General features: G+C 33.8%; 21 protein-coding genes. 9 read left to right on the top strand and 12 right to left on the bottom strand.

Going from position 1 to position 13,674, the window contains the following annotated elements; genetic code table 11:
- The first annotated feature begins 261 nt into the window (after positions 1-261).
- Together AOG54_RS09720 and AOG54_RS05000 are read left to right on the top strand one after the other, a co-directional pair.
- Positions 262-414 carry a hypothetical protein gene (locus AOG54_RS09720; RefSeq protein WP_156150355.1) on the top strand — a complete coding sequence of 51 codons (153 nt, stop codon included), beginning with the start codon at positions 262-264 and terminating at the stop codon, positions 412-414.
- A 4-nt stretch (positions 415-418) separates the two neighbouring features.
- Positions 419-1,906, top strand: a complete 1,488-nt coding sequence (locus AOG54_RS05000; protein ID WP_055032501.1) for a glycosyltransferase family 2 protein — start codon at positions 419-421, stop codon at positions 1,904-1,906.
- On the opposite strand, the gene AOG54_RS04995 is transcribed toward AOG54_RS05000, so the two are convergent.
- The 3 genes from AOG54_RS04995 to AOG54_RS04985 all read right to left on the bottom strand — a co-directional run bounded on the left by AOG54_RS04995 (position 1,907) and on the right by AOG54_RS04985 (position 3,182).
- Positions 1,907-2,191 (bottom strand): hypothetical protein, encoded by a 285-nt coding sequence (locus AOG54_RS04995; RefSeq protein WP_048102501.1) that lies wholly within the window; start codon positions 2,189-2,191, stop codon positions 1,907-1,909. It abuts the gene before it with no gap.
- A 60-nt stretch (positions 2,192-2,251) separates the two neighbouring features.
- Positions 2,252-2,818 carry a hypothetical protein gene (locus AOG54_RS04990; RefSeq protein WP_156150354.1) on the bottom strand — a complete coding sequence of 189 codons (567 nt, stop codon included), beginning with the start codon at positions 2,816-2,818 and terminating at the stop codon, positions 2,252-2,254.
- Between the two features lie 70 nt (positions 2,819-2,888).
- Positions 2,889-3,182, bottom strand: coding sequence for a winged helix-turn-helix domain-containing protein (locus tag AOG54_RS04985; protein WP_048102500.1), 294 nt, complete (start codon positions 3,180-3,182; stop codon positions 2,889-2,891).
- A 152-nt stretch (positions 3,183-3,334) separates the two neighbouring features.
- Here AOG54_RS04985 and AOG54_RS04980 point away from each other — a divergent pair, with 152 nt between their 5' ends.
- A complete protein-coding gene (locus AOG54_RS04980) occupies positions 3,335-3,574 on the top strand; it encodes a nucleotide-binding protein (protein WP_048102499.1) in 240 nt (79 codons plus the stop codon).
- Between the two features lie 29 nt (positions 3,575-3,603).
- Here the strand turns inward: AOG54_RS04980 and AOG54_RS04975 are convergent, their stop codons facing one another.
- Entirely contained in the window at positions 3,604-4,011 is a 408-nt protein-coding gene (locus AOG54_RS04975) for an HIT family protein (RefSeq protein ID WP_048102497.1), read from the bottom strand.
- A gap of 30 nt (positions 4,012-4,041) precedes the next feature.
- Positions 4,042-4,545, bottom strand: coding sequence for a hypothetical protein (locus AOG54_RS04970; protein WP_054963930.1), 504 nt, complete (start codon positions 4,543-4,545; stop codon positions 4,042-4,044).
- Between the two features lie 78 nt (positions 4,546-4,623).
- Between AOG54_RS04970 and AOG54_RS04965 the strand changes: the two genes are divergently transcribed.
- Genes AOG54_RS04965 through AOG54_RS04955 form a run of 3 tightly spaced genes read left to right on the top strand, consistent with a single transcriptional unit; the run spans position 4,624 to position 5,682 of the window.
- A complete protein-coding gene (locus AOG54_RS04965; RefSeq protein WP_048102494.1) occupies positions 4,624-5,175 on the top strand; it encodes a hypothetical protein in 552 nt (183 codons plus the stop codon).
- A gap of 19 nt (positions 5,176-5,194) precedes the next feature.
- Entirely contained in the window at positions 5,195-5,443 is a 249-nt protein-coding gene (locus AOG54_RS04960; RefSeq protein ID WP_048102493.1) for a hypothetical protein, read from the top strand.
- Complete coding sequence (locus AOG54_RS04955) at positions 5,440-5,682, top strand: hypothetical protein (protein ID WP_054963931.1); 243 nt, start codon at positions 5,440-5,442, stop codon at positions 5,680-5,682. Before AOG54_RS04960 ends, AOG54_RS04955 begins: the two co-directional genes overlap by 4 nt.
- Here AOG54_RS04955 and amrS read toward each other — a convergent pair.
- The 3 genes from amrS to AOG54_RS04940 all read right to left on the bottom strand — a co-directional run bounded on the left by amrS (position 5,668) and on the right by AOG54_RS04940 (position 8,255).
- Positions 5,668-6,693: an AmmeMemoRadiSam system radical SAM enzyme gene (gene amrS, locus AOG54_RS04950; RefSeq protein WP_048102490.1), complete on the bottom strand. Its 1,026-nt coding sequence runs from the start codon at positions 6,691-6,693 to the stop codon at positions 5,668-5,670. The genes AOG54_RS04955 and amrS overlap by 15 nt on opposite strands.
- 33 nt (positions 6,694-6,726) lie before the next feature.
- Entirely contained in the window at positions 6,727-7,542 is an 816-nt protein-coding gene (locus AOG54_RS04945) for an MEMO1 family protein (RefSeq protein WP_048102489.1), read from the bottom strand.
- A gap of 80 nt (positions 7,543-7,622) precedes the next feature.
- Positions 7,623-8,255, bottom strand: a complete 633-nt coding sequence (locus AOG54_RS04940; RefSeq protein WP_048102488.1) for a helix-turn-helix domain-containing protein — start codon at positions 8,253-8,255, stop codon at positions 7,623-7,625.
- 245 nt (positions 8,256-8,500) lie between these two features.
- Between AOG54_RS04940 and pdxT the strand changes: the two genes are divergently transcribed.
- The gene (pdxT, locus tag AOG54_RS04935; protein ID WP_048102487.1) at positions 8,501-9,082 is read left to right on the top strand and encodes a pyridoxal 5'-phosphate synthase glutaminase subunit PdxT; all 582 of its coding nucleotides are present in this window, start codon (positions 8,501-8,503) and stop codon (positions 9,080-9,082) included.
- Between the two features lie 14 nt (positions 9,083-9,096).
- Here the strand turns inward: pdxT and ribH are convergent, their stop codons facing one another.
- From ribH to AOG54_RS04915, 4 genes are read right to left on the bottom strand one after another with little or no spacing between them, the layout of a single operon-like run.
- Positions 9,097-9,516: a 6,7-dimethyl-8-ribityllumazine synthase gene (gene ribH / locus AOG54_RS04930; RefSeq protein ID WP_048102486.1), complete on the bottom strand. Its 420-nt coding sequence runs from the start codon at positions 9,514-9,516 to the stop codon at positions 9,097-9,099.
- 9 nt (positions 9,517-9,525) lie between these two features.
- Positions 9,526-10,014, bottom strand: a complete 489-nt coding sequence (ribC, locus tag AOG54_RS04925) for a riboflavin synthase (RefSeq protein WP_054964071.1) — start codon at positions 10,012-10,014, stop codon at positions 9,526-9,528.
- Positions 10,011-10,682, bottom strand: a complete 672-nt coding sequence (gene ribB, locus AOG54_RS04920) for a 3,4-dihydroxy-2-butanone-4-phosphate synthase (RefSeq protein ID WP_055032500.1) — start codon at positions 10,680-10,682, stop codon at positions 10,011-10,013. Before ribB ends, ribC begins: the two co-directional genes overlap by 4 nt.
- 39 nt (positions 10,683-10,721) lie before the next feature.
- Positions 10,722-11,726: an amidohydrolase family protein gene (locus AOG54_RS04915; RefSeq protein ID WP_054964069.1), complete on the bottom strand. Its 1,005-nt coding sequence runs from the start codon at positions 11,724-11,726 to the stop codon at positions 10,722-10,724.
- A gap of 111 nt (positions 11,727-11,837) precedes the next feature.
- Between AOG54_RS04915 and AOG54_RS04910 the strand changes: the two genes are divergently transcribed.
- The gene (locus AOG54_RS04910) at positions 11,838-12,407 is read left to right on the top strand and encodes a RibD family protein (protein WP_054964068.1); all 570 of its coding nucleotides are present in this window, start codon (positions 11,838-11,840) and stop codon (positions 12,405-12,407) included.
- 5 nt (positions 12,408-12,412) lie between these two features.
- Positions 12,413-13,639: an adenosylhomocysteinase gene (locus tag AOG54_RS04905; protein WP_048102558.1), complete on the top strand. Its 1,227-nt coding sequence runs from the start codon at positions 12,413-12,415 to the stop codon at positions 13,637-13,639.
- Positions 13,640-13,674: the final 35 nt, after the last annotated feature.

Here is a 13,674-nt window from a genome sequence, read left to right as displayed (position 1 = left end):
CACCTCTGTCCCTGAAGGGATTAATATAAGCCCGTATGTAAGGATAAGTGTGGTCAATGAATCAGGAAGCCTCATTGCCTTGGCATGAGGTAGCTCACAAAATATAATATAAAAAGGCTTGTAATAGACTCAATAGAACCACTGGAAATAAATTCAAACGAGGAAAGCATAAGATACCTGTTTAATGAATTAAGAAACCTTGACTGCGTTATAGTTGCAACAAAATTCATTAACATTATAAATTCAAATCCAATCGAGGATATGTTTTTCATCGGCATAGCCGAAATAGGCACCGTAATCGATGTTAATCTAATAAAAAACGTTTTTATAATCAAAAAATTTAGCCTGAGGGATAATTCAAAAAGGATCTTTGAATTCAACATAACCCCGGATGGCAGGCTCGAATTAAAGTGAGTACATGAAGATAAGGCCATATATCCTTGCCTTTTTTTCATTAATAGCCATACTTCTTTATTTATACTTTTTAATATATTCCTTAATATTATTTGATAAAACACTAATTGAAAGAATTCTTAGCATTATTTTAATATTAATCAACGGATTTTTTATAATGCATTCACTTTCATATTTGTATTATTATGTTACGGCATCAACAAAATATGAGAAAACTGTAACATATTATTTCAGCAGGTATTTTCCGTTCCAGACCTCTGTATTTATAGCAACATTTAATGAATCCCCAGATGTTCTGGAAAACACAATGTTGAATGTAAAACTGATGTGCCGCAGGGGGAATGGCATACCGTATATACTCGATGATTCAACCGATAGGAATAAGCAGGCTGCAATTATGAACCTTGCAAAAAAATATAATTTCATTTATGTGCACAGGGAAAACCGCAGGGGTTACAAGGCAGGGGCATTAAACGATGCGCTAAAAACAATAAACACAAGGTATTTTGCTGTTTTTGATGCTGATCAGAACCCACTGCCTGAATTTTTAACAGAAATACTTCCAATTATGGAGGAGGACGATAAAATAGCATTGATACAGGTCCCACAGAGGTATGTGAATAATAATACCCATGTTGCAAAGGGTGCAAACGACATACAGGAGGTTTTTTACAATTTTATAACGCAGGGAAAAAGCCTTGAGGATAGCATGTTTTCATGCGGTTCAAATGTACTGTACAGAACGAGCATAATTAAAAAAGTTGGCGGATTTGATGAACAGAATGTAACCGAAGACCTGGCAACGTCAATTAAAATACATGAGGCAGGTTACAAGACCATTTATTATAACCGGCCACTTGCATCTGGTGAGGCACCGGAAACGTTAAACTCTTATTTTATTCAGCAGTCAAGGTGGTCACAGGGTTCCATGGCCATATTTTTCAGGGTTCTAAAACTTCTATTTAGAAGAAAAAAATTAACAATAAGGCAGAAAATTGGATATCTTGTGACCACATCATGGTATTTTGTTGGTACCGTGAACATTATTATGCTCTTATTTCCCCTGTTATTCATATTTTTTAACATTGTATCAATTATTACGCCAAAAATATACATCTTTATTCTTGGATTTTATATAATATTTGAATTCTTTGCATTTTCCATAACAGTATACAGCATTAATAAATCGATTGTTCCCGTTTTAAGAAATATTTCACTGACATTTATAACAAGCCCTGTGTTTGTTAAATCAGCGTTTTATGCACTAATAGGAAAAAGGACATCATTTAAGGTAACCCCAAAGGGGGATTCGACAAAAATACCCATAAAAGGAATCTGGCCAAATATTTTAATGATATTTTTAACATTATCAGGGACATTTTATTCATTATACAGATATATATTTACAGGCCTAATACAGTATGTTTTTAATGGAATTTTTTTAATATATTTCACAATTCTGGGCTTAACAATATTTTATTATAACAAATAATTACTGCTTCATAAATCTAAAGAGAAGAATTATTGCTATTATTCCGAATATGTTAATTATTAAAAGCGGAAGTGATACCTCATATCCGAGGAATCTTGAGAACATGAAGTAAACATATATGGTTGTTACACTCTGAACCATAAATATTAATGAAATTATTATAATCTGTGAATATATTTTGGCACCGGTTTGTTTATATGACCTGAGAAAAACCAAGAATATAGAAAGGAACAGTATAAATTCAGCCGAAATTAGCCCTATATTGGATATCCATAATAATTCCATCTTTTGTTCACCATAAATTATATTATACTTATAAAATAAAAAAATAGATAATAAAATTTTTCATTCAATCTCTTTTAATCCACCCTTTCCTATTATTTTAAATGTTTCGCTTATTATTTCAAAGTGGGGTGTTGTTGAATGCGGGCTCATGTTTTCATATTCCAGCGAGTATGTTGTATTTATGTAGAATGGCACACCTGTGTTGTTTAATAATACAAACTGCAGGAAATTGGAGGTTACATTTACATAATTTCCATGCACGGTAATTACCGGATTATTTGTAGTATTGGTTGACGCATAGAACCAAACTGCACTCCACATTCCAAAGAATTTGCCCCATGTTGTGTTAATGCTTGAATATCCATGGTATACACCATTTAATGGGCCTCCAATCCAGTATAATGTTGCATTGCTTGCATACTGCTTCATTATTAATGACTGGTTTTCAATTGCTATCTGATTCCAGTGGTTCATTGCCATGCTATCAACCTCTGTTGTTGATAAATTCTTAATCTCCTTGTTATCATGTGCTATTGTTGAACCATCCGTGTACATTACGGCTATCAAAACGCCTGCAAAAATCACGGTTAGGACTATAAATATTACACCAATTACCTTCCAGTTCATGGTTATCATTAAATTTATAAAATATCTATATATACCTTTATTTCAAAGTTATATGCAAATTATATGCCAATTATTTATAATTTTTAATTATTTCCTCTATTATATCAAAATGTTTATCATAGTAATCTGATAAAAAATAAACAGAGCCATAGCCATTTCCCATCCTTTTTATTATGTTATTATTAAGCAAAACCTTTACATGGTGCTCTGCAGTTCTATAATTTACATTAAGGTCCTCGCTTAATTTATAGAGGTTCTCTGGATTTTTCCTCAAAATTTTTATGATTTCTATTCTTTTTTCGCCACCCCTTGTGGCTATTAGAAGCCACCAGAGGATTTTTCGGTATTCATCAGAAAAATCCATTGGCTTATTATTAAAATTTTCATATTAAATTTATCTCTAAGTATTGGATTAACACTTTATATTTTGCAACTAAAATTTTTTATATTTTTCCTTATGAGTATCTTTAATGCAATGCGAACAAAAATTTAAATAATAATATAAAATTAATTAATATGTCATCAAAAAGCTGTCCTAATTGTAAGGTTGATATGGATGAGATAGGGAATATGAATTTTAGGGTTGGTGGATTTACAGGTATAGGGGGAATGTTTCTCGGTGGCTGGAATGACCTTGCAGAGACCACACAGACCTTTACACTTTACCGGTGCCCCCAGTGTGGCAGAATTGATTTTTATGAGCCGCAGCCAGATCAATTTGGCAATCAAAAGGAGAAAAAGCACCACTTCCTTTGATCAACAAATATAATTTTTTAAAAATAAATTTAGGGATTTTTTAAGGCATTTTTTATTTCGATTTTAATTATATTCATATAATAATTATATTCATCATCATTTTGATATTTCTGCCTGGGCCACATAAATCCACGGAGGCCATCACCACGATTTCTAGGTATAATATGAATATGGAACCTATCAACACTCTGGCTCACAATATTGTTGTTTATAATTAAAATGCCATCGCATTTAATTGCATTTTTTACCGCTGTTGATATAAGCTTTACATTTTTGGATATTATCGAGAGAACATCTGGTGGAATTTCAAAGATATTTTTATAAAAATTTAATGGCACGAGAAGCACGTGGCCCTTAAAAACAGGCCTTATATCGAGAAATGCAAATGAATATTCGTCTTTAAATAATATTTTATCATTATCAACAGAAAAATCCATGATATATTATTATATTTAAAAAGAAAAATATTACTGTTTGTTTATTATTTTTATCCCATTTTTTATTTTCGATTCTAATATATTAATAATATTTTTTGCGCTTTCGCCATCAAGGCCGGCATGCCTATTAATATTCTCGTGCATTAAAAGGAATTTGTATGAATTATCACATATGATATTTATATAACCAAGATTCTGATCATCACCTGAATAAAATTCCACAGATTTTATATTATTATAATCTATATGCATATCATAATTATTACTAAGAGGTGCATTGCTGGCACCCGATATCAATTCATTAAGATTTTTCATGAAATTCTGGTAATTGTCCTCTGTTTCAGTTGGCAAAATCGCACCCGGATCATTTAAAGATTCTATAAATCTATCCTCAAGCTTAAACCTTAATTTCTCTGATACATACTTTCCAGAATAAATTCTCTGCAGGTATAAATTATCCAGAAAATGCATATTGTAAACTCCATTTTCAGAAATTGGAAGCAGCCATGCATTTTTTATTATATTATCATCCATTGATGATTATTATTTTAATCTATAAAATTTTTGAGAATTAAAACTAAAGATTTAATAAATACATAAAAATATATTATTGTGGCATTAAACATTAATAAGGAATATTACACAAGGATATTTCCTGAAAATATACCGGAGGAATTAAAAAGCATTGACCACTGGGTTAACTGGAGGATTATAGAAATAAAGGGGAAGATCACAAAGCCGCCGATTAAGCCCGATGGGAAATTTGCATCGGTGGACGATAAAGGCACATGGTCTGATTTTGATACAGTTTTGGACAGTGCACGGAAAAACCATTTTGGCATTGGATTCGTATTAACGAATGATTACATCGGTCTTGACCTTGACCATGTCATAGATAATAAAAATATCATGGAATGGGCCCAGAATATATTAAAATGGGACACATATTTTGAAAAATCTCCAAGCGGTACGGGCATACGTGGGATAATTAAAGGCGATATTCCCAAATGGTTTGTTAACAGAAAATTTGAGGGTGAATCAAGATTTGAAATGTGGAAAAATCAGAGATATGTTACAATTACCGGTGATGTTATAAAAAACACCAGGATTAATTTTATTGACCTTGAGGAATCATTAAAGAATATAAAGTATAAATACACATAAAATAATTCATTGTGATAATATGGAAAATAAAAATACTGGCTTTGACCTTAAATCAGAGATTTATAACTTTTTAACAAAAAACAGAAATATGGAGTATACTGCAGATGAGATCCTTAAATCAATGAATATAAGCCTCGATGATTATTTCACATTGCACATAGACCTTGCAAGGCTTATCTGGGAGGGTAAAATAAAGTACAGGGACATAATAGATCAGAATGGTAAGATCAAAAGGTTTTATTCCATAGATGAGGGTCCACGGAAATGATATACATAATGATAAGGCATGAAATATCAAGATATCTTATAGCACCTTTATCCTGTGATTATATGTTCCATAAAATAGAATCCATGGACGATAATGAGGTAAGAATTGATTTTTTGATGGTTTATTACATAAGCCGGCAGTTTCTTGACGAATATATAAAGGACAGGCTCAAATCAAAAAAGCACATAATAGAATTAAATGTGCCATATGCTTATAAAAGCAAATTATCCTTTAATTAATTTTTTGTTTCTTAATAATTTTATTCCGGTTATGTATCCACAATTTTTGCACCTTCCATTTGAATCAAGGCCGGTTACCCGTGAATAAAAGCCCCTTCTTGATATGAGCAGGCTATGGCAAACCGGGCAGTATGTGTTCTCATAATTTACCTCATGTACATTGCCGAGGTAAACATATTTAAAGCCCATTGACACTGCCAGATCATGATGTGCAATTAATGTATTTAATGGCGTTTCTGGTATGTTTAACTTATAATCTGGATGGTACCTTAGAAAGCTTACAGGTATATAGGGCCCTGCAATGTTCATAATTTTTTCCAGCATTTTTCTTGCATCATCAAGGCTATCGCCAATATCAGGAATTATTAAATCGGTTATTTCTGTATGTATTCCATAATTAACCGCATTTTTTATTGTATTAAAAATTCCCTCAGCGGATGGAACCGAGATGTATTTATTATAAAAATATTTATTTCCATTGCCCTTAAAGTCAACAGTCATGGCATCCAGAAATTCCGATGCCATTTTCATCGATTCATCTGTTTCATAACCGTTTGTAACAAAAATGTTGATTAATCCATGCCTTCTGGCAATTAATCCTATGTCCCTGGCATACTCCATAAATATGGTGGGCTCATTGTATGTGTATGCTATGCCATCAGTGTTATATTCCATGGCAAGGTTAACAACATCCTCCGGTGTGTAATAAACGCCATCAGCCTTTCTTCTCTGGCTCATATCGTAATTCTGGCAGTAAAGGCAGCCGAAATTGCATCCTGTTGTGCCAAATGATAGTATATCCGCACCTGGATACATGTGCAGCACCGGTTTTTTCTCTATCGGATCAATGTTAAAGCTGTATGGCATATTATACACACTTAAATTCAGATGACCATTAACATTTGTCCTGACACCGCAGTAGCCTGTCTGTCCATCTGATAATCTGCAGTACCTTAGGCAGGCTGTGCACATGATTTTATCATCAATATTTTTGTAAAGTGAAACTTCCATACATTTATAATATTGCTAATTTAATATATAATGTTATTCAATATATGATAAAAATGCACCGTAGCCCACCACACGCCTTTTATCCCCGAATGCATCGCCGGAGTTGCTGTGGTGCAAAATCCTTATTTTTCCTCCCATGCGTTTTGTTATATACATAAGTACTGCAATTGCACCAAAACCGCATGCTGTTATATCATATTGATTTATATCATCATAATACCTTGTCAGATTCAATTTTAATATGTCATTTATAATAATATCATCATTTCTGTTATTTTCGTCATAACTTAGGTAATGATTTAAATCGGAACTGATTATAACCGGCGGTATTCTGTTTAATGAATATATGGTTTCTGCAATGCTCTTTGCTGTATGCATGCTCTGGTCTCCAAGTATAATCGGTGCGAATTCAAAATTATTGTCAAATATGTACTGAAGAAATGGGATCTGAACCTCGATTGAGTGCTCTATATCATGTGCCTCCCTATCCTCCTGTATAATTCCTGATTTTTTAATTAATACTTTTGATAGATCTGAATCCACCTTTGCATCACCTAGTGGTGTTTCCCAGAAACCATCGGGATATATTGACGGGTGCCTCGGATATCCGTAATGGTTTGGGCCAATAATAATAAAATCATGCTTTTCAATACCCCTGAGGATATTATAGGCATATGCCGCTGTTGATCCAGAGTAAATATAACCGGCATGGGGCACTATTATACCTATAATTTTTTTAAATTTGATTTGCGGAAAATCCTGGGACATGTACAAATCAAGCATTTTTAAAAGTTCATTCCTATCATCTGGATAAAATGCGCCTGCAACGTATGGCCTTCTGGCATTCATGATAAAGTATTACTATGGCTTATATTAACGTTTATATATGAAAAACAAATGTTTACAGCATTATATAAAAAAATATACTATTAGTATGTTTGCTTGGAAAAGTTATTTTTTAATACCTTTTTTACAGAATCCCTTAAAATAAGATCCAGTGTTGTTGGTGGAATATGTAATATAACTGAAAGCTCCTCAAGCCCAATCCTTTTGGGTGTATCAAAATAACCGAGCTCATATGCCTCATGGAGTATGTATTCAGATTTTGGATCCTGCTTTTTGATCTTATTTATCTTTCTGGATACATTTTTAACATTATATTTTGTTTTTAATGCATCGGATATATAATTTAAATCAGATAATGCATCAAGTTCTATATTCCATTCTATAATGCCATTTGAATCTATTTTTTCCACCAAAGGTTTCTTATCTGTATCTAATTTTTTTAATATTGTTAGGAGTGGGCACGAATTTGTTGTGACCTTTACAACAACAGAATGTTCATTCTGGGATATTATATCATAATCTGATATATTCATATGGTCTTTAAGGTATGGAATAACAAGTTTTAATTTATCTTCATTTGTTGAATATACAAAAATTGTTTCCTGTAAGAGATCATCACTGTAATATTTTTTGAGAAGCTTTACATCAACATTCAATTCCTGAACAAGGCGGGCCGCAAAGCAGCTTTCATATTCAAATTTATAGGTTATATCCATAGTCAACAGTTAATATTATGCTTTAAGCATTATTAAATTTTTTCAAATTAATGCAAAAGTTAATTTACCAGTTTATCGGATTTTAATATAAATAACCATATATAGAAATTTCTAAATTTTAATTTAAATTTTGTGTATTCTTTCATGTAAATAATATATATGGTTTGTATAATAATCCTGAAATCTTTCATTCATAAATTTTTAAAAATCTAATAAATTTTATATTTGTATGGAATTATCATCGCATGAATATAGGCATATTAAATATTCAGGGCGATGTTCAGGAACATTTTGACATGATAAAATCGCTTAAAAGAAAATATAATGTATCACCTGTTAAGGTGAATTCTGTTAATGACCTTGAAAATATTGATGGTTTAATCATACCCGGTGGCGAGAGCACTGTAATTTATAAATTCCTTATTAAAAATAATTTATACGATAAAATTAAATCAATGGCATTAAATAATGATCTTGCAGTTATGGGAACATGCGCGGGGGCAATTATATTATCTAAAGATACAGGAGATGATCGCGTAACAGGTATGGGACTTCTTGATATAACCATTAAAAGAAATGCATACGGCAGGCAGGTTGATTCATTTATTAAGGAGGTTCAAATAAATGGAATGGGCGCATTTAATGCAGTATTTATAAGAGCACCTGAAATAGAGGTTCCAGGAAATGTAAATATATTATCTGAATTAAATAACAGGGCTGTATTTGTTACAGATAAAAACCTTGATATAATGGCACTTACTTTTCATCCGGAGTTAACTGGAGATCCGAGAATACATGAATATTTTATAAGTAAAATTAAAAAATAATTTAAAATTAATTTTTATTTTAGATCTCTTAATGATTTTATCATTTTAACACAGCTCTCAACAGCATCCTTTGCCATCTCTATTCTTGCCTCTGCCTGCAATCTGGATTCCCCTGATCCGGATATGCCAAGTGCAACGGGCTTTTCAAATTCAAGTGATAAATCCGTGATTTTTCTTGCCGCATTGTCCATGATTACCCTGTGATGATCTGTTTCCCCCTTAATTACCGCACCCAGGGTTACAACCCCATCAACATCATCGAGTTTCAAAAGTTTTTTAATTGCAAGCGGCATGTCAAATGTGCCCGGAACCCTGAATACCCTTGAAACATTTACACCAAGAAATTCTGCATATTCTCTTGCCCGCTGGAGCATCATCATTGTTATATCATAATTAAATTCGGCAACAACTATTCCAATATTTATTTTATCCATTTAAATCACCTAGTGTCTGTGCCCTCCCATGGAACCACCGACCGGACCCTTATCAGGAAATCCCTGCCTGAGTCCCATGCCCGCATTTTCAATTAATTTTTTCCTATCAAATATAAGATAGTATGCATTCAATGCATGCTCCCTGGCCCTAGAATCGCAGAGCCATGCCAGCATATCATCGGAATCCGCCTCATCCTCATGGACGAAAACCTCTATAATGTGCTTTTTTTCCTGAAGCTGTACCTCCATGAGGCCTGTGGATGCAATCTGTGCAGACATTTTATCAACAGGCATGGGCCCGGGCATTCCAAATGCCATTACTATATCACATTTATAGTCCTCAAAAAGTATTTTGCATGCAACCGGAAGGTCCTTTATGCCCGGAACAGTGTATCTCTCTATTGTAAAACCCGTGCCAGTTTTATAGAGTTCATCAATGGCAGATGAGGCCATGTCATATCTGGCAAAATTTGTATCTGCAATTCCTATGGTCTTCAATGATTTTCACCCCAGTATTTTATAATTTCATCGCCTGTTATTATATCAAGTGAATTTTGGTCTGCATATTTTTTTGTTTCATCATATGTCATTGAATATCCAGAGTCAGAAAGCATTTCAACTATGGTTGCACTTGGTATTAGGCCGGCCTGCTCTACGAGGTATGTGCTTAGCTCTGTATGACCCCTCCGATTTTTAAAATAACCATCGGTTGCTATCAGCAGGTGAATATGGCCTGGTGCCCTGAAGATTCTTGCAAAATCCTCTGGTTTTTCATTTTTTATATTACCAATAAAATCTGCAATATGATTTACAGTTTTTGATCTATCAATGTCCGGTATTCCGGTAAATGTATCCCTTGAATTCACTGTTATTGAAAATGTGCTGCTTTTATCATATTTCATATCATTGGTGTCTGTTAATGCCCTTCCCATTGAAAGATTGCTGGAATATAAATCCTCCAAAAGCGGAAGCCCAATTTTTCTGGCGTGGCATGATTTAATCGTTGTGCATATTAATCCGCCGCCGTTTTTTCTCATCATTCTTATTATCTGTGGTGTGACAAACTGTGATGCAACAACTATATCTGTTTCACCCTCACGATCGCTGGAATCGAATATTAAAACTGGTTTGCCTGATCTAAGGCTCTGCAACGCACTGGAAATCATAATCTGCTTATGGCATAATCATATTTAACTTTTTAGTAGTTACTTAATATTGGGTAATATTTCCGGTTTATAATAATGTGCCTTGGTAATTATATCGTATTCATTTAACAGCTCATTCTCAAAGAAAATGTACCTTTCTGGAATTTTAATATTATGATTATACAGAAATCTTCTTGGTGTTTCAACAGCCATTGATAATACTTTTTCAGGTTCAATATAATTGAAAAACCTCTGGTATCTGTAAAGAAAATCCATTTCTGAAAACATATCCGGCTCTGTAACAAAAACATTATCGGTACCCAGCAATAAATCAATACCATGTGCCAAATATCTTGAGTAATCCGGCCTTTTTCCATAAAATATGTTTGACCTTGGCGTTATCACAATGGGTATTCTTAAATGTCCTATCATATCAAGGTCGCTGTCCGAGGCCTCAATGCCATGTACAAGAAAATCAGGTTTTAGCATTAATATTTTGTTTATATCCTCATTAACATTTTCACTGAAATGCATTGCAAAAATTTTTCCCGCACTGTGTGCTTTTTTTGAACATTCCATGGCAGTATTAAAGTCAATATCATTTAATGAACTCAGTGCTATGCCGTCTGCATTTTTTATAATGTCATCTATATTATCATTATTATATGGCCTTCCCAGTATTACAGGCCTTATATAATTTGCCACAGACCTTTTTATTAAATTTATGCCATGAATTCCCTGCTCACGGAAATCAACATATGCCACGGTGCCTGATCCCTCCATGAATAGATTTGTCATCGAGATATATTTTATGATTTCATCATCTGTTGCATTATCGAGAAGCCTGTGCTTGAGCCCACCCGGACCAACTATTTCCGGTATGGTCCCCCTTGGTTCCTCCTTAATAAATGAATCACCAACATGGGTGTGAAAATTTACAGGTGCCGGTATCAGTGTGCCATATAATCCATTACTGGAAATACCCTCACTGAAGCGAAAATTTTCAAGGTCCAATGTTCCTGGTATTATCCTTCCATTATGGTAAATGTTGCCCGTAATAATCATTGTTTTGATAATTATTTTATATTATTTATTAATTTAGTATTTACTTAATAATAAGTTACTTAAAAAATAGTAATACCTCAAAATTGTTATAATATGAAACAATACCAGTGTATGAGACCGTACATTATAATTAATGTTGCCATGGCGCTTAATGGAAAAATATCATCTGCATCGGGAAGATGCAAAATATCCAGTGACAATGACCTTCAAAGGGTTATGGATATACGAAGGAGGGTCGATGCTGTTCTTATCGGTGCAAACACTGTTATCAATGACAATCCAGAATTAAATAATTCCAGATGCAGAATAGTCCTTGACGGAAATCTCAAGCTTTCAGGGAATTATCATGTATTCGATGGCAGGATAAAAACAATCATTGTATCAAAATATAACAAAAAAATAGATAATGCATCAACATTATTTGTAAAAAACACCAGCATAGAATATATTTTGGATGAACTTTATAATTATGGTATTAAGAGCATCCTTGTGGAGGGTGGATCAAATGTTATTAACCAGTTCATTGACAAAAAACTGTTTGATGAATTTTATATTTATATAAATCCTGGAATGGTATTAAACGGCACCGATCTTTTTAATTTAAAAAAAAGGAAGATTATTTTTGAGATAATGTCCGTTGATATGGGAATACTTTTAAATGTCAAAGGCATACTAGACTGATGGCGATGGAAAATTCTGGATATCTTAGATTAAAGTGGGCACGCGATCATATGGGTGTTTCACAAAAAATAAGGGAGAGATTTTTAAAAGAAAAACCCCTGAAGGGAATTAAAATTGCGATGGCGCTTCACGTTGAGGCAAAAACTGGCATATTCGCATTATTATTAAAGGAGGGTGGTGCCGATGTCAGGCTTGCATCCTGCAATCCACTGAGTTCTGATGATTCTGTTGTTGAATCATTAAAGAATGATTATAATATGAAGGTTTTTGCAAGAAAGGGTGAAACAGAGAAAGAATACTATGAAAATATAGAGAAAACCATAGATGAGATTCCTGATATTATTATCGATGATGGCGGGGACCTTACCAACCTTGTGTCATCAAAACCCGAAATTGTTAAAAACCTTATGGGGGGAAATGAGGAAACAACCACCGGTGTTGTTAGGTTAAAGGCTATGGAGAGGGCTGGTGCATTAAAATTCCCAATGTTTGATGTAAATGATGCACAGATGAAGCACCTTTTTGATAACCGTTATGGCTCAGGCCAGAGCGCACTTGACGGCTTTATGAATGCAACAAATATATTAATTGCAGGTAAGCACGTAATAGTTGCAGGCTACGGCTGGGTTGGCAAGGGTGTTGCCATGAGGCTGAAGGGCATGGGTGCCGATGTTACAGTGACAGAGGTTGACCCGGTGAAGGCCATTGAGGCTGTAATGGATGGCTTTAACGTTGATACAATTAATCATGCAATAAGAAATGCTGATATTGCCTTTACGGCCACCGGTATGAAGAATGTAATATCATACGATGATATGCTTGCCGCCAAAAAGGGCATAATACTGGGCAATGTTGGGCATTTTAACAATGAAATAGCCGTTGATGACCTTAACAGGAGAAGCCTTGGAAAAACACAGGTAAGAAACATGGTCACCGAGTACAGGCTTGAAAATGGAAATACGGTAAATGTAATATCAGATGGCAGGTTGCTTAATCTGGCATCAGGGCAGGGTCATCCCGTGGAAATCATGGATTTAAGCTTTTCACTTCAGGCACTTACCGCAGAGTATATTGTCAAAAACCATGAAAAGCTTCAGAACAGGGTTTATCCTGTGCCGGAGGAGATTGACAGGCAGGTTGCGGAAATAGAATTGGATGTGCTTAATATAAAAATAGATAGGCTTACAGATGAACAGTTAAAATATATGGACAGCTATACAGAGGGCACTTAATTTATTTATAAATTAATATAATATTATATTTCCTT

Origin of the sequence: Acidiplasma aeolicum (genome assembly GCF_001402945.1) — an archaeon.
GTDB lineage: Archaea > Thermoplasmatota > Thermoplasmata > Thermoplasmatales > Thermoplasmataceae > Acidiplasma > Acidiplasma aeolicum.
The sequence above is the reverse complement of the archived record's forward strand: the minus strand, read 5'-3'. Positions and strand labels throughout refer to the sequence as shown.